Source organism: Planctomycetia bacterium (genome assembly GCA_015075745.1).
In the GTDB taxonomy this organism is placed as follows: Bacteria; Planctomycetota; Phycisphaerae; order UBA1845; family UTPLA1; genus UTPLA1.
In genome coordinates, this window is record JABTTW010000002.1 from 531,728 (window position 1) to 558,504 (window position 26,777).

The window sequence follows — 26,777 nt, forward strand, 5'->3', positions numbered from 1 at the left end:
TCCTCCCCCATCATCACGATCGATTCAAGACACGATCAGCTCCCACCGCGTCCAGCGCCGGGGTTGAATCCTTCGGTGTTTCACTGATCAGTCGAGCCACGAGGTCGTCCGTCGCGACCGCGTCGGCCTCGGCGTTGAAGTTGGTGACAAGCCGATGTCGCAGCACCGGATATGCCACGGACGTGATGTCTTCAACCGTGACGTGAAATCGTCCGTGGAGGATGGCGCGGGCCTTGGCCGCAATGACCAGGTACTGCGACGCACGCGGACCGGCGCCCCAGCTTACATAGTCCCGAATGAACTGCGGTGTGCCGGGCTCCTGTGGACGCGAGCTGCGTGCAAGGCGCATCGCGTAACGCATGACATGGTCCCCGCAGGGCACGCGACGGACAATATCCTGAATAGACAGAATGTCGTCACTGTTGAAAATCCGCTGCAGCGGAGTCTCGCCGCCTGAGGTCGTGAGGCTGATGATCCGAAGCTCCTCCTCTTCGCTCGGATAGCCCACAAGGATTTTGAACATGAAACGGTCGAGCTGAGCCTCGGGCAATGAATAGGTGCCCTCCTGCTCGATAGGGTTCTGCGTCGCAAGCACGAAGAATGGCTGAGGCAGGCGATGCGCAAAGCCTGCGGCCGTCACCTGGTATTCCTGCATCGCCTCAAGCAGCGCCGCCTGCGTCTTGGGAGGCGTACGATTAATCTCATCCGCAAGGATGACGTTGGCGAAGATCGGACCGTTGACAAAACGAAGTTGCCGAACGCCGGTCGCCTTGTTTTCCTCGATGATCTCGGTGCCCGTGATGTCGCTGGGCATCAGGTCCGGCGTGAACTGAATTCGATTGAACGAGAGACTCAGCGTCTGGGCCACGGCGCGGATGGCCCGAGTCTTAGCGAGACCGGGCACGCCCTCAAGAATGCAGTGGCCCCTCGAGAAAAGGCAAATGAGCAACTGCTCAAGAACCTCCTCCTGACCCACGATGGACTTCGCGAGTTCTTCCGTAATTCGCTTCCTGCTTTGGGCCAGCATTTCGACGGCCGCGATCTCGTCGTGCCCGAGCTGGGCGGGCATTCCGGCATCCTCGGTTGACAATGGACCATCTCCCCTGGGCGACGAGGCGCTCCTGCTGATTCTACGCACGCCAGCCGCATGAATGCCCAACGAGCATCAAGAAACCGAGACCGGCATACGACTATATCGACCTGATAAATGGCCTCTCGCTAAGCATTTAGATTCCGGCTAGGTTCCTGAAAGTCAGCCCGCCATGCCGAAGATTTGACGCCCGACATGGGTCAGCCAGATGGCGCGATTAAGACCTCTTGGAGGAGATTGGGGGCCGCTTTCCAAGGTAAGGACTTCATCGGGGGGCAGTTCGGCGTGATCAGGCAGCAGCCTTGCACTCCCGAAGCCTGACCCCGGATTGGGCTACCGGTATCATGTGAGGTTCGAATGACGCGGTCAGAGATCCGACAATATCACCACGAACGGACAGCACACGCGGGACTGCCGCGCATAGGGAATCGCACTTTGCAGTACTGAAAATGAGAATCAGCGGATGGCGACGATCGGTCATACACTCGTCGGTCTGACCCTTGCGGCGGGCCCCAAGTCTCGTCCACCGGGCCGCTTTCTGGGCCTTATGTGGATCGGCCTGATGGTCCTGTTCGCCCACTTGATCGATCTTTCCGAGTGGATGCTGTTGCTCCTGGCCCCGAGCAGGTTCTCAACTCATTCCGTGACGAATCAGCCCTGGCTGATCACTACAGTGACACTTTGCGCCTTTGCCCTGCTCGCCTTTGGGCGTGTCAAAAATCCAATTCTCTATCTGGTCGCAGGGATATCAATACTCAGCCATGTTGTGCTCGATCTTCGTTTCATCCGCATCTCACTGGCCAATCTCTACGGTTGGAGTGGAGACCTGGGCTTTCCGACTTTTCGAGAAGTGTTCATTTCAGAGGTATGGCTGTTCGGTCTCGCCCTTTCACTCGTCATGCTCATTCGCAGCTTGCGAGAATCGAGGATCAAGCGGCCCACGAAGTACCTCGGAGCCGCCCTGGCAACGATTGCGACGGTCGCTGCAATGTCGCGCATGCCGTACCTGTGGGCTCCCGCCTATTCGATTGCCGTCATTCACGCCCTCCTGGTCATGAAGTGGAAACTTCGTCCGGCCCATGCGTGGGTCCTGGTTCCACTTGCGCCGCTTTTGGCCCTTGTGGTAACGGAGGTTTACGCCGGGCAACTTCAATCACGTGGACAGAAACTGACTCAGGCCAAGGAATATCAGGCCGCCCTCAAACCACTCCAGGCAGCGCTCCGCATCGCCACAAGGTCTTCAAAGGTCGGCACTCGTGTCTACCTCAGCACTTGCAAGTACATGCTGAACGATTTACCCGACGCAGAGCATCAACTGCTACAGGTCATCGACGATCCCGAGAATCCTTACTGGCCCCGCCTCATGTTGGCCTATTTCTATGTCGCGCCAAAGACGAGGAACACGCCGTTCCACAGACCGGAGGAAACCCGAAGACTCCTGGAGTCAATCGCTGCTGACCCACGTGCCGGGCGAACCAGTGAGATTGCGCGCGAACAACTCAAGAGAATGATCAATGAACACCTCATTCCTCCGGCCGCCCCCAGATAGGTCTTCCGCCGCTCGCAACCGTGCGTCTGCGCGAGGTTTCGCACATTCCCCCAGACGGCTACCATACCGGTCATCCTGATCGAATCGGCCTGGCGAGGCTCGGGAAAGGCCCCGCCGACCGGATTTAGTATTCGTTCAGGAATGACGAGGAATACATGAAAGCACTTATCACCGGCGGCGCAGGTTTCATCGGTTCACACCTGGCGGATCGACTCCTATCCCGGGGTGACGAGGTCACGGCGCTGGACGACCTCTCGACTGGAAGCCTTCGAAACCTTGAGTCGGTTATGAAGACTCCCCGATTTCGCTTCGTCCAGGATGACGTCCGTAACAGCCAGGTGATGCACATGCTCGTTGAGCAGTGCGATATGGTCTTTCACCTTGCCGCGGCCGTGGGCGTGCAATTGATTGTCGAGCAGCCGGTTCACACGATCGAGACAAACATCCACGGGAGCGAAGTCGTCCTCAGTATCGCCAACAAGTTTCGCAAGCCCGTCCTGATCGCCTCCACGAGCGAGGTGTATGGCAAAAGTGAAAGAGTGCCGTTCCGCGAGGATGACGACACCGTGCTGGGGGCCACTCGGTTTTCTCGTTGGTCCTACGCCTGCTCGAAGGCCATCGACGAATTCCTGGGACTCGCCTATCACCAGCAATTTGGCCTTCCGGTCGTAGTCGTCCGATTCTTCAACACCGTCGGGCCCCGGCAGACCGGCCAGTACGGCATGGTCATCCCACGATTCGTGGAGCGTGCGCTGCGCAACGAACCGATCCAGATCTACGGCACAGGTACGCAGGCGCGCTGCTTCGGCTACGTCGGCGACGTCGTCGACGCAGTCATCGATTTAATGCATTCAACGGAAGCGCCGGGCCGAGTCTACAACATCGGCTCGACCGAAGAAGTGACGATCAATCAGCTTGCTGATCGTGTGATCGAGCTTGTCGGCAGCAAGAGTCCAAAGGAGTACATCTCCTACGAACAAGCCTATGGAAGGCCGTTTGACGACATGATGCGCCGAATCCCCTGCCTGGACCGCATTAAGGGCGTGATCGGCTATCAGCCGAAAACGGGCCTTAATGAGATCCTCCGGCAAGTCATCGCCGAGAAGAAATCACTAATGGGAAAAAAGGGCTAAGTCGGCATCCTCGGAGTGCGTAATTTCTTAGGCATTATCCGAATCGCCGAACGTGAGATGCCAGTTAGACAGGCTTGATGGGTCGTGCGGAAGGCCGGTAACGCCCGTTCGCCGGTAGACAAAGTGAAATCGCTTTCGAATCACTGAAGGCGGCCCATTTCGAAATCCCTCAAAACGAAGCGCACGGAGCAAAGCCGGACTCGTTGCCTGGCATGTGACGATTCCGAAGCCGCGCTGCCTGAGGTCATTCTCTGCAAAGCGGATGAGGCTCCGAATGACCGCCTCGTCGGCCTGGCTCACCAGATCCACGATCATCCCGACCTTGATTCGCGCTCGAACACCATGCGATGTCACGACCGCGCCCGCGATATCGCTCCCCCGCCGCGCCACGAATAGCTGATATGCCGATTCCGGGCGCGCCGCATATCGCCAGTTCAGGTAGTCGGACGTACGCCGGATCAGCAAACTTCCGATGTGATCGGCGAACTGATCGGCCGCGATGTCAAGCTCCTTGGGAAAGTCAGCCACTCGCTCGAACGACAGGCCGCCGTCACTGCCCCCTACGCGCCTTCGACGAAACGCAACCGCCGGCACCCACTGAAGAATCGTTCCCAATGGCTGAAAACCGGCATCCCTCATCACGGCTCGCGGATTGACAACCTTCAGCATCAGGCTGATGAGACCTGGATACTGCCAGTCGCCAAACCTCTGAAAGCCCGGCAACGACGCATCGTTGGGCAGCGTCATAATGAACTGCGCGCCGACTTGGGCCGCATGTTCGTTACTGCTGTCAATCAATGAACGAAACACGCCCCGGCGCCGATGATCCGGGTGAGTCAGCACACCCGTGTACATCGCCCCCTTGAGCGCGGCCGAGCCCCACTGCCAATCGAAAATGGCGATGGGCTGAATGCCGATGGGCCGGCCGTCGTGCTCCGCGAGCATGACGCTTGCTCGAAACGGAGTGTCATTCAGATAGCGCCAGCAAAAGTATGCGTCATCGAGCTCAAGATGGGAATCGCCATGAACAGCGCGCACTAATTCAAGAATCGGCCCCTGCTCATCAGGGCGTGCAAGCCTGTTGACCCAATACGGCCGCGTCGATCGGGCACTCCTGTCATCTTTTTGCTGCACGGGGTCCACGGGTTGCCCTTGCGTCGGATGACTTCCAGACGTCTCGACACTCAGCGGAGGCAGGACTCGAACACTTCGGCGAGTTGCTCCGCGATCATCCGTCGATCGTATTTTGCATACGCAACTTCTCGCGCATGCTTACCAATCGCAGCCCGCTCATCAGGATTATCCGCGAGCCGGCGAATCTTCGCCGCCAGATCTTCCGCGTCGCCGGGCTTACTGGCAAAACCCGCCCCGTCCGCCTCGACCATCTCCGCTGTCGTCCCCGCGAAGTTCACGATGCTGGGAATTCCTGTGAACATATAATCGAATATCTTGTTCGGCGTGACCCAGCGTGGGCGAGAAATCTGCTTGAGAATCATGAGCCCCATGTCGCAGGCGGCCAATATTCCCGGCAGCTCCCGCTTGGGCACCGGGTCCAACAGGTGCACATTGGACAGCCCTCGTGCCGCAACGTCGGCCTTAAGAGCCTCCTTCATTTTTCCTTCCCCCATCAGGACAAATGCGATGTCCGGGCGATCTATCAGCAATGCGGCAGCGTCGAGAATCTGCGGCAGACCGTTGGCGTCGCCATGGGCGCCGGTGTAAATGGCAATCTTCTTGTCTTGGAGTCCACGTTGCTCAAAAAACTCGCGATTGGGTACCACATCTCGAAATAGACTCCCGTCGGCGCCGAGAACGATTGTCTGCAATCGGTCGGGCGCCATTCCTCGTTCAAGCAGCCGATCGTGAAAGCCCTTTGAGACCAGGAGGATCTTCTTCGCTTTCGCGTAACTGAACTGCTCGATCCACTCCCACACCTTGTATTGAAGACCAGGCCCTAACCGTCCGGCATCGAGCAGATCTTCCGGCCATAGATCTCGCACCTCGAACACATAAGGAATGCGCTTGAAGGCCGCCCCAATTCTGCCGGGAATACCGACCGTGAGCGGCGTGCTGGTGGCGAATATCAAATCGGCCCCGCGCTCGAGTACCGTGACCAGCAGCGCCACAAGGGCAAACTTACCAAATGCCCAGAGTCGGGCCGGGACCCCCTGCTTATTGCTGTAATATGCGTTGCAAATCCTGACCTTGATCCCGTCAATGTGCTCCGTTCGGAACAACCGCCAAAAGGCCATTCGTTTCAGATTACTCTGATCATGGAGCCCGCAGACGATCGTGACTTCATGCCCCATCTGAACCAGATAGCGGCTTACGTCGTACGTGCGCGTCCCGGTCGTGCCTTCGTTGGTAACGAAATGCTGATGAATGTAGATGAGCTTCATGGTCGCTCCAACCGGAAGAGCACATATGTGACCAGTGCGACAGGGAGGTTCTCGTTCAACTCAATTTCCAGCGTTGGGCGCGATGTCCGCTCTCCATAGTAGAGCGATTGCCACCCCACCGCTTGATCGGGTTCATCCTCTCCGCGCCGTAACCTCAGCGAGCAGTTGGAAGGGGCTTCGATCTCGATTCGGACCGACTGATCTCCAACCATTGCCGAAACACTCTTATCGTCGGCATTCAGAGTCCAGTTAAGGTCGGCAAGATGCCAGCGCAGAATCACCCGCTGCGTTCCATCGCCCTCCAGATCATCGCGAATGGTCCAGTTGCCGCCGACCGACAGTTGAACGGAGCGGCGATGAACGACCCACCACGGGTCGCGATCATAGGAGTCATGCTCGCCAATGAATCGATCGTGGCCAGATTCCAGGCATCTTCCCGATGGCCACGGCATCCATAGAAACCTTGAGACCAAATCAAGTGGCCCTTTGCCGCCGATTTCCACGCAGTTATGAGCCTGGATATCTTTGAAGCCCTTGTCGAGACTCGGCGACTCCGGACAGTAATACTTGTAGGTGCCGCTATCGGAGAGGATGTTCACCCCTCCATGCCAGAGGTCCACATGTAATGGGTCCACATGTGCCGGACGGTCGTGATAGCTGTGGCATCGAACCATGCACCAGCTTTCGGAACCGCGAATCGTGTAATAGCCGCCGGCGTCGAATCGCTGGGAAGTCGGTCGATCCTGCAACGAAGCCCCCGCAACCGCCTTGGACCCGAAGAGCCAGAACAACGCCTCATTCCAGGGGCCGTCAGCCAGGACTCGCCGTTGAGTTGAGAAATACTGTGCTGCCTGCACCGTCGCGCGAAAATCCTGATAATCGCAAGATGAAAGAGGCAAGACGAGCGCCCCGTCGTTCGAGCCGTAATTCGGCACATGCCCGCTTTCCACATCCAACATCTGAAACAGAAACTCGCCCGCCCGACTAATTCGCAGCAGGACTTCGTCGGATAGCGGCTCGTCCGCAAGATCGCAGAGCTGCGCGGCCCAAAGGCAATCGTGCAGCATCACCCGATGGTAATTCATCGAATGCTGCACGAAGCTACCGTCAACGTAAACTTGGCGCAAGACCTCCTGATCCAAGAGCTCTCGGCCCCGGCGAAGCCATCTTGCTGAATGCCTCAGCTCCGGAAATAACAGACCCACGGTAAGCAGCCCTACCGCCTCGCTGATTCCGTGGTTGTTCTTTTGAGAGATGGCGTATTCGATGTGCCCCTCGATGCGCTCGGCCGAAAAAGCGATGGCCTTGACGATCGCGGCCACACGACTGGGCGTCGTCGCCGGACTGCGCCAGAAACCGTAAAGGGCGAAACACCACCCAAAGACACGGATGGCCGTCTCCTGGCCGCATTTCCAATTCGGCCCGCGATTGGGCGGATTCTGTCGACACCAGGACTCGAATAACTCCCAAAACGCGACGGCATACTTATCATCACCTGTCATCGCGTAGGCACGCACCAGCCAGTATGCGCACGCGAATCTCGATGGCTCCCAGACGTCCTTGATGTCTCCCAACTCAGGAGAAAACGTCGGGTAATCGCACCAGTGCGTCTTATTCTCGTGTTGACCGCCCGTAGATGGGTTCCTCAGCCAATTCACGGGCCATCCGAGATCGTGGACGTGCTTGCTATAGTAAAGAAATTTACCTGCCGAATAATCATCGGCCACGGAAATTGTTCGGTAGACGCCGGCTTCGCCAACGACCCGACGAAGCGCATCGGAGGAAACCGGCTCTCCGATGGGGAGGAAGAATCGCGCCGGACTCAATGCTCGAAATCGTGAGTACTCGGCAGATTCCGAAGGGACGCCATCGTGACACAACTCTCGGAGCGAAATGGCATCCCACGCGGGCGTCTCGAACCGTCGCCGCAGAGCGCCGCTGCGCTTTCGAAGGGCCATACCCCCGCGGTACAGTACCCAGCCCGCCCCCAGGTGTGTCACCAGGCGAGAAAATGTTCGAAGTGACGATTTCAAAATGCGTCTCTCTTCATATTTTCACATCGTGTCGCATCTTCCAAATTCGAGACGTCGCGCCGAATTTGCTCCAAACGGGAGATTCGCTTGCATAAGACACAATCGTCACATTGCCGATAGGGCGATCGGGAAGGGCCTAACCGGGCGGCGGAAAAAAATCAGGCGGAGCACTTCGAGGAATCGAGTAGCTGCCCAAAACCAGAATAGATCGCAAGAGCGCGATGAACAGAGCCTGGGTTCCAACCTGCTGATCTAACTTAGCAAATGAACCAAGCCTCGCTTGGAAACCTGAATCAATTTACAACCGCGAATTACCGTGCAATCTCAGGTGTTTCCGCTCCATTCGGCGGTGATAACCCGGTTGTCAATTCCGCGCAGGGCCTGTCCGCTGAAGATGATTGTGTCGGATTGGCATGCCCCGCGCGGCAGCACCATCGAACCGAATTGAAACAAAACCGGATGCCAGCGGTCTTTTTCAGCCGCGAAGACTCGCTCCCAGCGATCGCAATCAACGGATAGATAAAGTGCCGCCTCACGAGAGAAATTAACGCGCGATGGCTCAACCGTCGTCGAAATCGCGTAGTACTTCCCAAACCGACAGGCATATATGCAACTGCCCTCTATCGGTCTGATATCCGTGACCTTTCCAGTTGACTTATCCAGGGAGACGATGCGATTCGCCTCTAATTCACTGTCGGTTCCATAAACGAGTCGATCGCCCAGATCAAAGATCTCCACGGCGCGATATTTCTGCTCGCCCCTGCCAATCCACTCGATGCCCGAGAAGTCCTTGGCCAGAAGTCCGATTCCGGGCTCATGGTTAACGTCACCGACAAGTATCCAGTATTTCTCCAGTCGCCGATCAAACAGAAAATTATGGACATGGCGGACAGTCCCGGCATCAAAGACGTAAGCAACTTCAAAGGTCCGGCCGCCATTCTCGGAGACATAAACTCTGACCGGCTTTCCGTGGGCGTCACGAGGATCGTATTCACCCCAGATGACTCGATCGTCCGGCCCCACATGGATGCACATCGGGGGCGATAGAGGCTGATTGTCAACCGGAACGCGCGAAGGGCTCATCAATGGGTCATTCGGCCTCGAGAAAAAAACTCCTTCGCGATTGCATGCGACCAGCCCTCCGTCGCCCAGACGGCCGCATGCTCTGATTTCATGTCGCGCGAGGCGCGCCCCGAGTCGGGTCGTGCCCAGAAGGCCTCGCAGACCTCGCGGCGGTATCCGAGTAACATACTGCCAGTTGTGCCCGTCATCCGTGGAGCGAAAGATCGCCTGGCGAATGCATACGTACACGGCATTGTCGCGACCGAGATGAAGGGCCCTACCTCGGGATTTCGCGAGCACCGTGAGCCCGGAAGCATTCACATCGCCTGTCATTCCAACCCTATTTGCACATTCGCCCCCGAATGCGCCGATTCCACCGCCGCAAGAGTCGCCCGCATGACGTTGTCAATTTGTTCAAACGGCATTACCGCCGGACCACCGCTCGCGACGGCGCCGATCAGTTGCCGAAACTCCTCCGCGTGCCCCTTGTCCTGCCGCCGCAGCTTCATGCTTGCGAAACCGGGCCAGCCATAGCCGCGCAACATTCGGAAGTTCTCCAGCCGCAGTACCTTTCCGTCGCAGAAGACTTCCATCGTCTCCTTCTCGTAGGATTTGTGGCCATTGCCGAAATAGTGCAGCGTCCCGATCGACCCGTCAGCGAATGACATTGTCACGCTCATCTTGTCATCGCGCACCGTGACGCCGGGCGAATCTCCGATGCGCGTGGCGCTGACCTGCACGACCCGCGAGCCAGTGAGATACACCATCAGATCGATCCAGTGACAGCCCTCACCGATCATGCGACCACCGCCGACTGAGGGATCGTTCACCCAGCTCTCGGACCCGATGATGCCGGCGTTGACCATCATGCTCATGCACATCGGCTGCGATCGGGCAGCCAGTAACTGTCGCATTTTGATCGCGTGCGGAGAGAATCTGCGATTGAACCCTACGAGCAATTGCAGGCCCGCCGTCGTCGCGTATGCCGAGCGGATTTCGTTCAACTCTTCCGACGTCACGCAAAGCGGCTTCTCCACCGCAACATGCTTGCCCGCCGCGAGCGCCTCGAGTGTCATCTTTGCATGCAGGTCATGCCGTGTCGTAATGACGACCAGGTTAATCTCCGGATCTGACAACAATTCGCGATAGTCCGTCGTGGCCAGCTCGAATCCGAATTTTCGCCCAGCATGGACGCCGCTCACACCCCCGGCACTGGCAATCGTTCGTAGCCGAACATCGCAGCCCTTCAGCGCGGGAAGCAACGTCACCTTCGTGAAATTCCCCGCTCCAATGAAACCCATGACCACCCTGCCTGCCCGAGTGCTTTCAACCGGCTTCGGCAAGGTCACGGTCCGGGCGACGCCGGCGGCCTCTGCGGGATAAGTGAGAATGATGCCGAGGGCATCCTTGTCACCTGTCAGCGACTGATACGCCAGATCCGCCTGCGCCTGTGGAATCTGCTTGCTGATTAACGCCTGAACGTCAACTCTGCCTGAGGCGAGCAGATCAAGAATCGCTGTAAAGTTACGTCCCTCGGTCCATCGCACAAACGGCAACGGATAATCCCGGCCGCGGTCCTCATACTCCGCGTCATAGCGACCGGGCCCATAGGAACAGGAAACCTGAAATGACAGCTCCTTTTTGTAGAAATCAGATCGGCTCAATTCAAGCCCCACCACGCCGACCAGCACGATGCGGCCGCGCTTTCGACACATCGTCGCGGCCTGCTTCACGATCTCATTGCTCTTGGACGACGCGGTGATCAGAACGCCGTCAACCCCGACTCCCTTACTGAATGCTTGCGCCGCCGCAATGGGGTCCGCGCCCGAACGAATGTCGACCGTCTCCGCACCGAACGATCTGGCCAATTCCAGCCGGGATGGGTCGAGGTCGATGCCCAGCACGCGGCATCCGTTGGCCCTGAGAATCTGGACCGCGACAAGCCCGATGAGCCCCAGCCCTGTCACGACAAACGTCTCGCCGATCGTCGGATCTATAAGCCGAATGCCCTGAAGTGCGATCGAACTGAGTACGGTAAACGAAGCCTGTTCATCGCTGACGCCTTCGGGAATCTTCGCGCATAGATTCCGGGGTACGCACACGTATTCCGCGTGCGGTCCGTTTGAAATCACGCGATCGCCGACTTTGAGGTCACCGACCCCCTCGCCGACCTCCACGACAATTCCGGCATTGCAATAGCCCAGTGGAAGCGGCTCATCCAGGCGAGAGAAAACGGCCTCCAGCGTGGGAAGCAATCCATCCGTCTTGATCTTGTCGAGCACCTGTCGAACCTTATCAGGTTGGGCCCGCGCCTTGGCGAGCAGGGAGCTTTTCCCGAATTCGACAAGCATTCGCTCGGTACCGGCCGAGATCAGACTAGCTCGGCTGCGGATCAGCACCGACCCAGGCCGGACCAGCGGGCAGGGCACCTCCGTCACTTCCACAACGCCAGTCTTGAGATTCTGTAGGACTTGTTTCACTTATTATCTATCGGCCTTGGGAGCAAAGCATCATCGGGCATGCACGTTCAACGAGACCTCGCTGCCTGCCTGGTCAATGAAGGTCTGCATCCATACTTCCAGCGTTAGCAGGGCATAAAGGAGATAGGTATGGTCCGCCTTCCCGGCCCGGTTGTCGCGTAGAACTTGAGTGATCGCCCCCGCGTCGAACAGCCCTCGATGGCCGACTCGCTGCTCCCCAAGCAGATCGTTGATTTCCGCGTCAAGGTCTTCGTTGATCCACTTCCGCAGCGGAGCGCCGAAGCCGGTCTTGCTGCGGTAGATGACCTCTCGCGGCAAGTATCGCTCCATCGCCCTTTTGAGTACATATTTCGTTGTCTGACCTTTGAGCTTCACATCCTCTGGCATTCGCGCCGCCAGACGCATCAACTCGACATCCAGGAACGGAACGCGAGCCTCAACTGACGCGGCCATGCTGGTCTTGTCGGTATAGAGGAAATTGTGCGATGCGAGAAATGTCTGAATCAGCACATGGGACCGGCGATTCAATTCACCGCGCCCTTGAAACTCGTTGTAGTAACGGCGCATGCTCGCCGGGGGATTCTCGCAGCCCGCCAGGGCTGAGCTCAGCTCCCTCGAATAGAGCCGGGCCCGCACGTCGTCACTCGACCAATCAGAGAGCGCCATGTGTCGATGAATGCCGTTCCGCGACAACAGGTTGCTGAACTTCGCCAGCCGCCTCGGCAGGGCCTTGTGCGCCCCTAAAGCACCCCGGGTCACGGATGCCGCCGCTGCAAGCAGTGGCGCCGTCAGCCATCGCGGCATGGCCGATATGGCCTGCAATCGCCGAAGGGCCTGATGGCTTCGGTATCCGAAAAAGATCTCGTCCCCACCGGTCCCGGACAGGAGTACCGTCGTGCCATCCTCACGGGCAAGCTTGGAGATCAGGTATGACGGGAAGATCGCGGCATCGGCATCCGGCTCGTCAAGGTGATAAATCAACTTGGGAAGAAGCGAGATGACCTCTGAACCGAGTTCGACGGCCTTCAGACGAACACCAAGATGATCGGCCACCCGTTGGGCGTGCGGATAATCGTCCTCAAACTGGTCCAGCCGCATGTCGCCGGGCCGGAGCTTCACGGTGTAGCAGTTGATCTCGCGTTGAGGAAAGGCCTCCCTCATGCAGGCGACGATGCTCGAAGAGTCGAGTCCGCCGGACAAGAATGCACCGAGGGGCACGTCGGAGACCATCTGTCGTCTTGTCGCCCGGAGAAACGTGTCATGAGTCGCGTCCACCCAGGCGTCTTCGCTGAGCGAGTAATCCGGCTCATAGGCCAGATGAAACCACTGCCTGGTCTCGATGCGACCGTCTCTCCATGTCAGCCAATGGCCCGGTTCTACCTTCATGATCCCCTCGAGCATTGTCTCCTCGCCGGGAACCCAGAGGAATGTCAGGTAGGCATCCAACGCTTCGTGATTAAGCCGCCTCGGAATTTCCGGAATCTTGAGCAGCGCCTTAATCTCCGATGCAAAAAAGAGTCGCCGACCATCCTGCATATAGTAAAGCGGCTTAATGCCGGCATGATCCCGCGCAAGGAATAACTCCCGCTTGTGCGTATCCCATATCCCCAGTGCGAAGATGCCGTTCAGATCGTCAAGGCACGCCGGCCCCTTTTCCGCGAACAAGGCGAGAATGACCTCGGTATCGCTGTGTCCGCGCAACTGCATCCCCTGCTTTTCGAATCGCTCACGATGCTCCTGAAAGTTGTAGATCTCCCCGTTGTAGGTGATCCAGTAGCGGCCGTCCGGCGTGGACATCGGCTGATGACCTGCAGGGCTCAGATCGAGAATCGACAGCCGTCGATGCCCCAGACCGACCTGACCCTCCGTGCTGTGCCACGTCCCCATGTCGTCCGGTCCGCGATGAACCATGGCCAATGCCATGGGCTCAAGCAGCTCAGGTCGATGATCGCCTACGTATCCGCAGATGCCGCACATTACGCTTGCTTTCGATTCATTGGTTCGTTACCTGTCTTCCGCTGCCCGCCAATTCCTTGCAAAACCGGGCGAATTCATCAACCCAACGCGAAGTGCTGTAGAACTCGCGCCGGGCACGAACACCGCTGCACAGTTTTCGATAAAAGTCTGCGTCGTCGATCAATTTCTGCATCGCCCTCTGAAGCTCATCGGCGCTTTTAGGCTCTACGAGAATTCCACAGGTATGGTCAACGATTTCTGGAATCGCCTTCCACTTCGTTGTGATGACCGGTAGCCCCGCGCCAAAGGCCTCAAGGATAATGCCCGGATACCCCTCGCCGACCCAATACGTCGGGAGCAGAAGGGCGTCGTATTTTGAAAGCAGTTCGTCCGCCGCTCCGGGTTTGATTTTCCCGCAGTACCGAACCCGCTTCAGCCCATCAAAGTACGCCTCGGTTGTTCCGTCGAGCAAAGGCCCGTAGACATCCACCTCAACGTCTCCCTCAAGCTGCTCGGCCGCCTGAACCAACTCACCAATGCCCTTGGAAGGCTTGACATGGCTTAGGAACACAAAGCGACGACAAACCTTGGCGGGGGCTAAGGGGGCCAATCCTCCTGGCGCCATCGGGCGATTCGTTGGATACCATTCGACGCGTCGAAGCCGGTCTGAATTCGCCGAGGCAACAAGCGCTTTCGTCTGCGCAAGATAGAGATCAGTTGATCGCACGATAAATCGAACGATGTAACCGCGAATGCCGCCAACACTCAAGAAGTCCTGGCCACCGAACATACGGATCATGAATGGACGTCGCCACAATCGCACAGAACCCCATACGACCGGCCCCATGAACGGCAGCCCACTCGGAACAGGCTGAAGGCTCACGACATCGGCCCGACACGCACCCCAGAAAACCCGCCACGCGATCCAAAGAAATCGAAACGGCCCGGTGATCGGGTGCCCCCTCACTCGCCCGGTATTGACGGCAACGACCCGAAAGTCCTTTCGCTCGGATAGCGCGCCGATAAGGTGTTGAAGAGATACCGCCGCTCCGCCAATGGGCGGCGGCAACGTGCCAATGATGAGAACTGTCAAAGGTCTTGAGCTCATGTCAATAACTCTCGGCCCAGCTCGGTAAGTCGGGAGTTACGAAAGGTATAGATTGCGCCAGATGACGAGTTGAATCAGCTTGTAAAGCAATAGTCCGTTGTTTCTCGAACGAGAAACGTGATCGTTGATGCAGCTTTCCAAAGCTCCCCTGTCGAATACACCCCAATTGAGGGTGGATTCATCCAGTAGAAGTGATTTCATGTAATCGACGAGCGGACCACGCAACCAATTTGCAACCGGCACACTGAAGCCGGCTTTCGGAGCATCGAGTACCCAGTCGGGAACTGTGCCCCGCAATGCCTTGCGTAAAATCCACTTCTTCTGTGTCCCGCGTACTTTGAGTCGTGAGGGCAGAGCCATCACATAGCTCGTCAGATTCGCGTCGAGGAATGGAACACGAATCTCAATTCCATGTGCCATCGTGGACTTGTCGACTTTTTCCAGAAATGTGTCCGGCAGTAGGATCTGACTGTCGATGTAGAGCATCCGCTGAACCGCGTCCAGATGCTCAAACCGTCGGTACATCTCCAGATAACGAGAAAACGGATCGCTTCTCGACAAGTGTGCAAGGGCATCTCTTGAGAACACGCGCGTCGGCGGCGGTTGTCTGACCTCGGTCGTCATGAATAGCGCTGTGCGCAAGTTCGGATCGGTCTGGCTCATCACATCGAAGAACCTCAGCGCGCGTTGCATACGCGGTCCACGAGGCAACGCGAATCGGGCGCTGACTGCGGCACGAGACACTGTCTGCCAGAATCTCTCATGAGCGAGGACGTTATACCGACGATACCCCGCGAAGATTTCATCCCCTCCATCGCCCTGAAGAATGACTTTGGGCTGACCGCCAAGCTGCTCACATAACAGGAAGAGCGGGATATTAGCGGGGTCTGCAAACGGCTCGTCGTGAGAGCGCACAAGACGTTCAATGATTTCCGGAATATTCCACGGAGCATAGCGAAGCGGGTGATGGTCCGTCTTGAAATGCTCGGCCACTCGCTGCGCCTGGGGCAACTCACTCTTCTCTTCGTCAAAATCAAATGCGACCGAATAGGTGCTCAGTCGCCCCTTGTAATGCCTTGTAGCCAGCGCAGTAATCGCCGATGAGTCAATGCCGCCGCTTAGAAACACTCCAACTGGAACATCGCTGATCAGGTGATCGCGCACCGCACAATCCAGACGCTGGCGAACCTGGTCAATTGCGTCGGCTGCGCCTGCTCTAATGGGCTTCAGCTCCTCTAGCTGCCAAAAAGGCTCGATCTGCAATCCGTTACGATTAAGCACGGCGTGATGCGCAGGCAAGAGCTTCTGAACGCCGTCGAAGAGCGTTCGGCTACCGAGGGCGTTGCCGTAGTACAAGTACTCGTGCAGGGCCGGCCAGGATAAGTCGCGATTGACGCGCCCGGAAGCGAGAATGGACTTGATTTCAGATCCAAAAACTATGCTCCTCGGCAAGTGGTGGTAGTAAAGCGGCTTGATGCCGAATCGATCCCTGGCAAGGTGCAGTTGCTGGAGTGCCGTGTCCCAAATCGCGATCGCAAACATTCCGTTGAGTAAGCCAAATACCCGCGTACTCCAGCTTGCAAATGCCTCCAACACGACCTCCGTGTCAGAGGTACCGCGGAATGAACAGCCCTCAATTAAAAGGCGCTGCCGGATCTCCGGAAAATTGTAAACTTCGCCGTTATAGCTGATCCAGTACCGACCATCGCTGCTTTGCATCGGCTGATGACCGGTCGCGGAAAGATCAATGATGCTCAATCGTCGATGCCCGAGCGCGGCAGACCCAAGTAGAGCGACGCCCTGGTCGTCCGGCCCCCGATGGCGGATTGAGTCTGTCATTGCCTGAATCGTCGCACTCACAACAGGCCGATCGAAGTCAACGATTCCACAAATACCGCACATTCGTCACCAAACCCCGAGGGAATTCCGTCTATTGTCGCGATCGATCGAATGCTTCCTGATAAACAGCATATAAATTGCGGGCCATCGCCGACATCGTGAATCGACTGCGAATGGTTTCGCGGGCCGCCTCGCCCAGCCGCTCGCGCAACTTGGCGTCAAGCAGCAGACTGATGACATGGGATGCAAGCGCCCCGGCATCTCCCATTGGAGCAATTAAGCCGTCATGACCATCGGTGATCAGCTCATTGACGCCTGCATACGCAGTCGAGACCACGGGGCGCCCGACAGACATGGCCTCTAGCAGGCTGTTCGAGACTCCCTCATAGTGTGAGGTCAGCATGATAATGTCGGTCGCGGCAAGCACATCAGGTATGTCGGACCGGCTTCCAAGGAACCTCACCTGCTTGCCAACGCCTAGTGACTCGGCAAGACGCTCAAATACCTGCTGCTCATCACCGGTTCCGTGGCCAACAACCAGAAACTCGGTCGCAGGAAGTTGCTTGGCTACAAGCGCTGCCGTCTGAATAAATAGAGAGTGGTTCTTTTGAGGGCGTAATTGTCCAATGATCGAGACCGTTCCGGCGTTCTCGGGAATCCCGAGCTTTGCTTTTGCTTCAACAGCGGTCAGCCCGGATGTAAAGGCCTTGGGATCGATGCCATTATATACGACCCGCACCTTGGACGGGTTCGCCCCAACGCCCCTGACCAGGGACGGCACGGTGGCCTTCGAGTTGACAATCCAACCCGTAACAAGCTTGTTCACGACGCGATGCGCCGTTTTCGTGGCGCCAGTCCCATCGTACTCGCATCGATAGCCCGCAAATACGACTGGAACACCGGCGACCCGACCGGCAATGCCCGCGTAAATGCTCGGACCGCCCATCCAGCCGTGCACAACGTCAAATCGTTTGCTGCGGAAGTAAGCTTGAAGTTGCCAAAGAAAGCGAAATGGCCTGCCCTTCTTCGGCATGAAGGAAACAGTATCGGGCCGCAGAGCGGACGCATCGTAGGCCGCGTCGACTCGATTATAGTAAATGAGTTCAACATCGTAACCGAGATTTGTAAGTTCCCCGGTGGCGTAAAGCGCTTGGCGCTCTGCTCCCCCACGAATTAACGAGTCCAGAACAATCGCGATACGCATAGGAATGTGGGGGCTGAGCGGACCAGGGCTGGTTGCGGATGCCAGGGATCTCCGGAACCATTGGCGCTAGGCTTCAGAGCTTTAGAGCGGCTTGCGCATCTGCGTAGCGTCCGGCGCCTCTGCCGGACGTGAATCGCAAGGAACATTTCCTGATATACAACGCTGCATCAACGCGCAATCTGCCATAGCTTTGCATTCAGGGATGGTATTAGTCGGATGATCGTGAGTCGTGAGTAGCCTGCCCTGAAGACAACTCAACGACGCTGGGATGCTGGAAAACCGCGACGAGGTAGCGCTGCGAATGTGCCGAGTCCAGGTCTGATTGAAGTCGCGGCATACTTCTGCTGCATGTTCCACAGATACGCGGCGAATGCTCCGCATAGCGGCCAGATCAGGCGATGCGTATCAACGATGGCGACCGCGTTAAATGAAATGATCATGGCAAGCATGGACATGATCATGTTGGCAACTACCCTCTCTTCCTTTGGTAAATCCAATTTGCGGACCCGTCTGACGAGTTGGAACATCGCAAACAGGCTCGCAAAATAAAAGAGAAATCCCGGAAGCCCTGTCGTCGAAAGCGTCTCCGCAACCGAGGTATGCGAGTAGTGGCCGATGCCTTTGCTCGATTTACCCAGCTTGTTCAATGCAAATCCACCCAATCCTAATCCGAACACCGGGCTCTCCGAAATCACGTCGAGTGCTGTGAAAAAGTAGCGTACCCTCGGCTCCTTCATCAGTTCCTCTTTGCTTGAAAGCACATCCACCATGCGATAGAAGAATGGGAGCTTTGTGATGAACACGCCCGTGCCGACCAGCAGGCCCAGTCCAAAGATGACCGCCGCCATCTTCGCGGTGATGCTCGAGAGTCCTAGCTTTCGGAAGTGAAAGACAAATGTCGCTACGACGCCGCAAGCCAACCCCACCATCGCAGTCCTGGAACCGGAAGCGGCCACAAGATACAAGCCTGAGAGGGCCCCGGCGACAGCGAGACCCTTCAATATCAGGTTTCGGTAAGCCAAAAAGCAAGTGAGTCCGCACAGGGCAACAAGAGCCGCAAACATCCCCAGATAGTTTGCGTTACCCAGCAGCGTATCACTCGCACGCGCTTTCGCCGCATCGCCGACAACCGTGTGAGCCGACAGTGCTCTGGCAATTTGGTCCCGTCCCAGTATCGCGACCACAATGCTCGACAAGGCGATTGCCATACAGCACGCCAATACGTCTTTTCGGGTCTTAATGGTCTGTGACAAGACCCAGGTAATGATCGCGACCTTCCAATAGGTCTTTAATACCAAGAGGAAATATTCTTGATCGATCGTCACAAGGATTCCGGTGCAGGCCCAACCGCAAAAAAGCAAATAAAGCGAAATCGGCTTGATCCAGCGAATCCGTTGGCCCTGAAGAATCACTCCGACGCAAATCCACAATGCGCCGACACAGCCTGCGACCACCTGGGGAATCCACGAAACCGACTCACTCGCCGTACTGGCGAGGCACGTACTCATGATAAAAGCCGCCGATGCTGTGCCGAGAAAAGTCGGCATCTTCGGCTCGCGGACCTGCGCCGTCGCCGAATGGGCACCCCGAATGGGCGCAGATCGCCCGCGCATCGGGCTCCTCGGCGATTGAACAATGGTCCAAGATCCAGCCATCAAAGTGTTCCGTCAGGAGCCAACTGAGCGGTCACAGCGAGCGACCGCGGATTGACTCGGTATTCTATCGCTGGCACAAAGACTCTGCGCCTCTACATGCCGTGCGCGCTTCGTATATATTGCTATTCATCGGCCGAACTCGATCCAGGCGCGCAGGCGTTCTCGTAGACGCCATCCGGCAATGGCCTTACGTCGCCGGCCTCATCGAGCTCGCAGTGGCCCCGCCAACCGACGGGCGGTATGAATCTCCTGCCATACTCGGGAAACAACTTATTTAATGAAATGGGGCTTCCGGCGGCGATGATCTGGATGTCGTCTGGGGCGAAGTCAGTTAGCGGGAAGCGATGGTCCGCAAACGCCTCTCTAACAAGAGCAATCTTGTTGGGGTCCAATCCCATCAGAATGCAGTGGACCCACTCTATCGCCGCCGTATTCAACCCCATGGTAAGCAGGCCCAGCGGAACTGGAATGGGACAAAGAGGTCCCTCGCCCTCACCGGCAATCAGGGCATCGGTGATTGACAGCACCGTCCGCTGTCGCGCTGCCGAGAGGCTTCCATCGACCTGGCCATAATGAAGGATCCGCTGAAGATCGAGGCACGTTCGCCAGATCGTGTCGTTTCCGTGCCAGGCGCCTTCAAAGTTCGAGTCCGCTCCCAGCACCTTTCCGACGGCAGATCCAATCCGCGACGCGACGACCATGGCCCTTCGCATGGCCAGGTTCTCAGTGCGGTTGCCAATGTCAAGAAAGTCCTCTACGACGCTCTTCACCCAGAGACCGCCGTCGTAACAGTCCCCGCCCTGGCCGACCCCGCCCTTGCGATGATGAGGAAGGTACTCTTTGTGACCGTTAATCCCCACCATGTTCTTCAGCGCGCCGGTCACGCATGACTTGCGATGAGTCTTGAGCTTCGGAACGTTGATAACGACATCCGCCTCTATGACGTCTCGAGCGATCAGATACTGATGTCGCCCCGGCCCATGAGTCTTCTTCATCAGATCGGGGTTGTACATCGTGACTCGAAAATCCGGATCTTCGCCGCTGATATCCTCCAGCGCGCTATCCTCGCCCATGTCATAGAGGACGAACTCATCAAGCGGTCGACAATCGTGACGTTGACCCGCCTGTGCCTTGTCCTCATGCCGAATCGTCCTGCGGAAGTCCTTCACAATGACCTTCGTATCCGCCGAACTAAACTTCCCCGCAATTCGATCGAACCCGCAGCTAGTGTTCAGGCTCTCAAAATCGCACCCTTGAATTGGAGCGTCTCCCACGACCACCACCGAGGGTCCGGCCTTGACAACATATGTCAGGATCGCCTCGATGACGGAAATGTGCGTGATCAGACAATCTAATCCCAGACCGGACTTATTGACATGCAGAACCCAGTTTGGCTTCAAAACAACCCGCATGCCCTTTTGCACGAATTCGCCCAGCGGATTCCAGTCTCGCGTGCCGAAGCGCGCCCGATCTAATCCGGCGTCATGCAAGAGTCTGCGGAGAGTCGCCAGTGCCTGCGTCGCGGGGATCTCTTGCGGTATCTCCGGCCATTGGCCTCTTGGGCATGGGCCGTATCGGGGCTCCGCTGCGCGGGCGATATATACTTCATTTGGCTTCATCATCACCACTTCCGGAGCCCAGGCCCTGCATGGCATTGGCTCGCGTTCGCGCTGGTTTCGCATTCACTTCCTTGATCAGATCCTGAAGAATCACGTCCTGCGGCCAATAATGCCCCTCATGCCATTTCAATTCCGGATCCCAGTAACCCGGACATTCGTAAATGAAGTCAGCCAAAAAAGTATAGCTGATCTCCACGAGGATGAGCGATTCCGACGGGCCCTTGATGTAATCAAAAGCCAACGCCTGGGTTCCGAGCCTCCTGGCAATTCGAAATGCTGACTCGATGCAGCGAGGGTCTATCTGATTCTGGTCGAATACATTCAGGCCGCTCCCGGATGCTCGAAAGTCATCGGCCCTCACCATGCGCAGGTAGCCAAACGCGCGATTCCCAATGACCGTGATCCTCGTGTCGTACTCGTTGTTGGGCAGGAACTCCTGAAAGTAAATGTATCCTCGCTCGCGCGGCATCTGCCTGCTCAAGCGCACGAATTCCCGCAAAGTCTTCGGCAACCGCTTGACCGTCGGCCAGATATCACCCTTTCTGCGGTGCTTTGCCAATTTCGACCGTGCATCACCCCAACCTGACGCAACGGAACGAAACCCTGCGCCGAATGCGCGGTTCACAAGCTTTCTAGCCTTTGCCGCCGAGTGAATGAGCTGGACATTCTGAGACCCCGCGCCTCGGCTGAGCTTGAAGACCTTAGGCCACTTTGTGCTCGCAACCCACTTAAGTGCCGACTCCTTGTCATAAAAAACGAAGGTCGGGGCAAGCTCCGCGCCAATTGCCTCAAGCAGATACTTTTGGCCGACTTTGTCGTCATAGTGCTCGCATGTCGCGGAATTGGGGAAGACAACAAGGCCCATCGCCTCTGCCGCGCGAATCACTCTCAGTGCCGCGAGCACATCCCTCGGATCCCCGTATTTCCACTGCCAAAGCAGTCCGCCGCAACCCGCCAGTTGAGAGATAATGTCAGAGTCATAGCAATTAACGATGCGATGTGGGACGCGGTGTCCGCAACAGTATTCAAGCCACCTATCAGAATAGGAGCCTTCGCAATGATGAATAGCTATCTCCGGACAAGTCTCCATGTTATGACTCAATTCCATGTTCAATCGATCATCCGTTGACTTGGTATGGATTAACTGCGGCTCACGTTCGGCATGACCCGGGCCTTGACTCGACTCATGAATGACCCCAGATGCGCTCGCTCTTCGACGCCCAATCCCAGTGCGATGATCAATCCGAGAAACACAACTTCCCCGATGCCGACTGCACCCAATATCCGAAGCCAGTCTCCCGTGCCGATCTGACTCGACACCACCCACGTTAGCAACGCGGAGGCCGCCCCAAGTGCCGCCGGCAGCGCCATGCCCTCAAGGATCAACCGACGAACGCCCACTCCGATCTCCCGACTACCGTGAACAAACACGACTAAGCTGAAAAATACTTGAATGGCATATAACCACACGGCGGCTCCGGTTAATGACGGCTCTTCTGAAAAATACATGTAGAGTCCGGCCACTACCAGGCTCACCGCCCCCCGCGAAAAAACCGCGGGACTGGTGATCCTCAGCCGACCAAGACCAATCAGCATCTGTTGCGCGCTCAGCGAGGCCGAGATCGGCAACTGCGCCAGCATGATCACAATCAGAAGGGTCGTTAGCGATGCGAACTCCTCCCCCAACCACAGGCGAAGAAACGGGCCAAAAACGGCAAGCGGTACCAGGCACATCGACGCAGCCGCCACAGAGGAGTACTTCGTCGACGCCACAAGAAGCTTCCCAAGTGCCTCGGCGGACCCGCGGGCCTCGAGCGCGCTCGCCGTGGGCGTGAGCACATTGGTCATGCTGCAAATGACCATGAACACCATCGAACGAAACGCCCACACCGCGGACAGGCCGCCGACGTCGGCCATGCTCAGGCCCTTTCCGACGAGCACGCGAAATCCCTCCTGGCCGAGAACATTTCCGACCGTCATCACCAATCCCGCGGCGGCAAAAACCAGAAGAATCTTGAATCGATCGAGACGAATATGGCGTACAGAGAATTCGAGCTTGGGTATGGCCCGTTTCAGGCAAATGAAAAACATGACTGACGCGAGGATCATCGCGACCATGTGAGACAGGGCGAATACGACGATGCTGCCCGCTCCAAGCTTGAAGAATGCGATGATCGCCAGCATGCGAAGTACGGTTGTCGCTCCCGTATAGGCGCCGACAAGATCGAATCGTTGGATCGCCTCAAGTCCAGCCTGAAAGGTGAGCAACGGCCCCTCAACGAGCATGAAGATCGCGACGATGAAGAAGGCCATATTGCCGTCAGCCCTCAGTTCGGGGGTGATGCCCGGATCATCAAGATACCAATCCCGCAGAAGCAAGATGGTAATGGCTGCCAGGAGCCCGAGCATTCCGAACATTGCCATCGCGGAATTGAATGTCCCGTTGACGCGCTCCGCGTCGGCCGACTCCAGATCCTGTGGCAGGTACCGCTGCATGGCGCGATTGACCGCATTGCCGAGAGTGGTTGTGACAGTGATGCCCGAAAGGAGCATCATGGCAAGGCCGTATCCAGTCTGCGTCAGGTCGTTGACCACTATCGGCACGACAATCAGCGATGCAATGCCCGCAACCACGGTCAGCCCGTAGTTGGACAGAACATTAATGATGAGTCGGTCAGTTTGGCGCATGTAAGGAAAAGCGCTGGAAGGAACTCAGCTTCCCGGATTTGAAATCGCTCTTATCCGTCGCGGGGAGATGGTTTGTAAGAAGGTGATGCGATGCGACGCGGCAATCGCTACTTTAACGGAATGTGATACAGGCTGGGCTTCGGACGACCCACGAGACTCGAAAAGTACCGGTTGGCCATCACCGCGATCGGAAAAACGCCGGGCAAAAAGGGCACATAGGCGAGCATCCATCCAATACGTCGGAGATCTTTAGTCAACGGAGCCGCAGCCCCCCGCCGACCAGGTCTCGATGAATGTATGTGTGACAAAACTCCGTCTCCGGAAACATGGCAATGCCGAAACGTCGATCCAGCATTACCGCAAGCGCCGTCGTCCCGCTCCATTGACTGCCGACTAAAAAAATCGGCTTCGTCCTTTCGATGAATCGGAAGAGCTTGACCCGATCTTGATCGCGAGTACACCGACTCTGCTCTTCGAGAAGTGCAAATGACTGGTTACAGATTCGCGATGATCGTATGAAGCTCTCGTAAAGATTCGGTCTCGCTCACCCTCGCCCCCATTAATTCGGGGCTCTGAATCCAAGCAAATCCCATTACCGTTCGCTCCGCAAAAGGATAGCGGCGGTTCGCTCGTTTGACGCGCCATCCTCCGCGGACGTCATGGCGCCGATCTCAAACGACACGTTGTTCCGAAGCTCGCCAAGGTACCGCTCGACATCAGCCCGCGTGTCGAACTCATGTCCCTCATAGATCAAGAACGACCACGGGATCCTCGCAATTGATTCCATCCACCCGATGTGCCCATGAACCGCCAGGTATGAAAGGCCGCAACCCTGAACCGACGGCCCCAGCCAGTCGGGCAGGTCGTCTCCCAGGCGCCGATCACGTTTGAGTTGAGCGCCCGTCGTCGAGTACCGCGTACAGCCCAGACTGGAAAGCAATCGCTCAGTGTGCGGCACGACATTCGGAAAGTCCCAACCATGGCACCACTTTGCGCCCCACTTCAGATACTCGGCGATCATCATGCCGATGTTGCAGCCGACATCGAGCATCAGCCGATCCCTCACTTGAACCCCGGCCTTTTGGAGTAATTCCGTGAACATGGTCGATCGTGACTCCACCGATCGCTTGGCTGGCATGTTCACGCCGGGAATGGATTGATAAAGTATTCGACCCCCGCCGAGCAGACGCTTATCCCCGAAGTGTGAGTCGTCGACGGCCGTACGGGCAACCTGGTCCAGATACTTGCTGTAGTTTCCGGTGACGAAGTTCTGAAAGTCAACGTACTGAAACTTCCCGTCCTCATCGATAATGGCGTTCCCATTACAGGAAGGTGGCAGAAAATCAATATTGCGATGCGCCCCCGTCGCAATCGTCATCAACGTGCCTTCTTCTTCGAGCCGGCGCATCTTCGCGACACCCGCCTCGCACTCCTCCGTCGTCGGCTCTCGTCCCTGAACGTGCCGCATCACGTACGCAGTCCAGATCTGGCTGCCGCAAACCAATTCCACAAGATCGTAAATGCGCGGCCCAAGTCCCTCGTTGTAAAGCATGTTCGCCGCAAGCAGCAAATGGCGATCGATTTCCTTTCGCTTAATCCCCGGACCATACGTACTCTCGCCGACAGGGCCCGCAGCCTTCAGGAGTTTTACCCCGGCGTCTGGCGGATACTCGTTCTTAAGAACCTTAAACGGCGTTCCCGCCACGGTCTCGGGAGGCAGGTACAACGCAAATACGCCGTTTCCATGCTTTAAGCCCGCTGCCTCTACGCAACCCTTGATCGACTCCACTGTCGGAAAGTCTGCCTGAGGAATCTCGATTCGCCGAATCCCCTGATACGGAAGCACGTTCTGCCAGCTCGCCGCCTTCTGAAGTCCGGGGAACAAGTGTCGCCAGCTCAAACGCCGGACGACGTAATATTCCATTCGCGCGCGATCCTTGATGTCTCGCGCAGCGGCGAATGCTCTTGGAAACTGGGCCTTCAGAAATGCCTTCATCTCTCTTCCTCTAGGGTGCTACGGACTTGCTCAACCATTGAGCGAACTTGGCCAACCCGGCCTCAATCTCCGTGCTTGGTTCGTATCCCAGTTCCGCCTTCGCTCTGCTTACGTCTGCATAAGTCTGATGCACGTCCCCCGGCTGAAGCGGAAGTCGCTCAATCATCGCCTTCTTGCCGACCGCCCGCTCAATCGCTGCGATCAAGTCACTGAGCGACACCGGCCGGGATTCCCCAAGATTGTAAATCTTGTATCCACCACAGTGATCGATTGCGGCAACAACCCCGGCGATGATGTCATCAATATAGGTGTGGTCCCGCATCATGCTGCCGTCGCCAAAGACCGGGATCGACTTGCCCGCAAGAATCAACTTTGCAAACTTATGGATCGCAAGGTCCGGCCGCTGTCGCGCGCCATACACCGTAAAGAACCGAAGACACGTGATATCCATCCCGAACAGATGGTGATAGGCATGGCAGATCAGTTCGCCGGCCTTCTTTGTCGCCGCATATGGCGAGATCGGATTGTCCACCACATCCGTCTCGGAGAACGGCACCTTCTTAATGTTCCCGTACACGCTCGAACTGCTGGCAAAGACCAGCTTCTTCATCCCCAGCTTTCGCATCGTCTCAAGGATGACGTTCGTCCCGCGAACGTTCACGTCCTGATAGAGCAGCGGATCCTCGATCGATGGTCGCACCCCGGCACGCGCCGCCAGATGAACCACCAGATCACACCCCTTCAGCGCGGCGGCCACAACTTCCGCATCGCGAATGTCACCCTCAACCAGACGAAAATTGGAATTCGTCAGGCATCCGGCGATGTTCGCGCGCTTGATCTTCGGATCATAAAAACTGTCGAAACTATCCAGCCCCACGACGCGCCGGCCATCCGCCAGCAGTCGCTCGCAAAGATGGGAGCCGATGAAGCCCGCCGCACCGGTTACAAGTATCGTCTGCATATTCT

18 protein-coding genes are annotated in these 26,777 nt (G+C 57.1%); 2 read left to right on the forward strand and 16 right to left on the reverse strand.

The annotated features are described in order from the left end of the window. Positions 1-13: 13 nt before the first annotated feature. Positions 14-1,069: a MoxR family ATPase gene (locus HS101_15660; GenBank protein ID MBE7507702.1), complete on the reverse strand. Its 1,056-nt coding sequence runs from the start codon at positions 1,067-1,069 to the stop codon at positions 14-16. A 484-nt stretch (positions 1,070-1,553) separates the two neighbouring features. Here HS101_15660 and HS101_15665 point away from each other — a divergent pair, with 484 nt between their 5' ends. Together HS101_15665 and HS101_15670 are read left to right on the forward strand one after the other, a co-directional pair. Then, positions 1,554-2,639, forward strand: a complete 1,086-nt coding sequence (locus tag HS101_15665; protein MBE7507703.1) for a hypothetical protein — start codon at positions 1,554-1,556, stop codon at positions 2,637-2,639. Between the two features lie 155 nt (positions 2,640-2,794). Then, positions 2,795-3,772: a GDP-mannose 4,6-dehydratase gene (locus HS101_15670; GenBank protein MBE7507704.1), complete on the forward strand. Its 978-nt coding sequence runs from the start codon at positions 2,795-2,797 to the stop codon at positions 3,770-3,772. A gap of 27 nt (positions 3,773-3,799) precedes the next feature. Here the strand turns inward: HS101_15670 and HS101_15675 are convergent, their stop codons facing one another. From HS101_15675 to HS101_15745, 15 genes are all read right to left on the reverse strand, one after another. Next, a complete protein-coding gene (locus tag HS101_15675; GenBank protein ID MBE7507705.1) occupies positions 3,800-4,906 on the reverse strand; it encodes a GNAT family N-acetyltransferase in 1,107 nt (368 codons plus the stop codon). Positions 4,907-4,956: 50 nt separating this feature from the next. Beyond that, positions 4,957-6,171: a glycosyltransferase family 4 protein gene (locus HS101_15680; protein MBE7507706.1), complete on the reverse strand. Its 1,215-nt coding sequence runs from the start codon at positions 6,169-6,171 to the stop codon at positions 4,957-4,959. Further along, positions 6,168-7,829, reverse strand: a complete 1,662-nt coding sequence (locus HS101_15685) for an alginate lyase family protein (protein MBE7507707.1) — start codon at positions 7,827-7,829, stop codon at positions 6,168-6,170. Before HS101_15685 ends, HS101_15680 begins: the two co-directional genes overlap by 4 nt. A gap of 699 nt (positions 7,830-8,528) precedes the next feature. Further along, complete coding sequence (locus HS101_15690; protein MBE7507708.1) at positions 8,529-9,287, reverse strand: hypothetical protein; 759 nt, start codon at positions 9,285-9,287, stop codon at positions 8,529-8,531. Between the two features lie 308 nt (positions 9,288-9,595). Next, entirely contained in the window at positions 9,596-11,746 is a 2,151-nt protein-coding gene (locus HS101_15695) for a zinc-binding dehydrogenase (protein MBE7507709.1), read from the reverse strand. A 30-nt stretch (positions 11,747-11,776) separates the two neighbouring features. Next, positions 11,777-13,723, reverse strand: coding sequence for an asparagine synthase (glutamine-hydrolyzing) (gene asnB / locus HS101_15700; protein MBE7507710.1), 1,947 nt, complete (start codon positions 13,721-13,723; stop codon positions 11,777-11,779). A gap of 16 nt (positions 13,724-13,739) precedes the next feature. Next, positions 13,740-14,273, reverse strand: a complete 534-nt coding sequence (locus HS101_15705) for a glycosyltransferase family 4 protein (protein MBE7507711.1) — start codon at positions 14,271-14,273, stop codon at positions 13,740-13,742. Between the two features lie 573 nt (positions 14,274-14,846). Then, positions 14,847-16,670, reverse strand: a complete 1,824-nt coding sequence (gene asnB / locus HS101_15710; protein MBE7507712.1) for an asparagine synthase (glutamine-hydrolyzing) — start codon at positions 16,668-16,670, stop codon at positions 14,847-14,849. 70 nt (positions 16,671-16,740) lie between these two features. After that, complete coding sequence (locus tag HS101_15715) at positions 16,741-17,853, reverse strand: glycosyltransferase family 4 protein (protein MBE7507713.1); 1,113 nt, start codon at positions 17,851-17,853, stop codon at positions 16,741-16,743. A gap of 254 nt (positions 17,854-18,107) precedes the next feature. Next, positions 18,108-19,400, reverse strand: a complete 1,293-nt coding sequence (locus HS101_15720) for an O-antigen ligase family protein (GenBank protein MBE7507714.1) — start codon at positions 19,398-19,400, stop codon at positions 18,108-18,110. 230 nt (positions 19,401-19,630) lie between these two features. Continuing rightward, positions 19,631-21,130, reverse strand: coding sequence for a DUF362 domain-containing protein (locus HS101_15725; protein MBE7507715.1), 1,500 nt, complete (start codon positions 21,128-21,130; stop codon positions 19,631-19,633). Next, complete coding sequence (locus HS101_15730; GenBank protein ID MBE7507716.1) at positions 21,114-22,031, reverse strand: hypothetical protein; 918 nt, start codon at positions 22,029-22,031, stop codon at positions 21,114-21,116. The genes HS101_15725 and HS101_15730 overlap by 17 nt, the downstream gene beginning before the upstream one ends. A gap of 236 nt (positions 22,032-22,267) precedes the next feature. Further along, complete coding sequence (locus HS101_15735; protein MBE7507717.1) at positions 22,268-23,815, reverse strand: lipopolysaccharide biosynthesis protein; 1,548 nt, start codon at positions 23,813-23,815, stop codon at positions 22,268-22,270. A 592-nt stretch (positions 23,816-24,407) separates the two neighbouring features. Then, positions 24,408-25,811 (reverse strand): hypothetical protein, encoded by a 1,404-nt coding sequence (locus HS101_15740; GenBank protein ID MBE7507718.1) that lies wholly within the window; start codon positions 25,809-25,811, stop codon positions 24,408-24,410. 10 nt (positions 25,812-25,821) lie between these two features. Continuing rightward, positions 25,822-26,772: a GDP-mannose 4,6-dehydratase gene (locus HS101_15745; protein MBE7507719.1), complete on the reverse strand. Its 951-nt coding sequence runs from the start codon at positions 26,770-26,772 to the stop codon at positions 25,822-25,824. Positions 26,773-26,777: the final 5 nt, after the last annotated feature.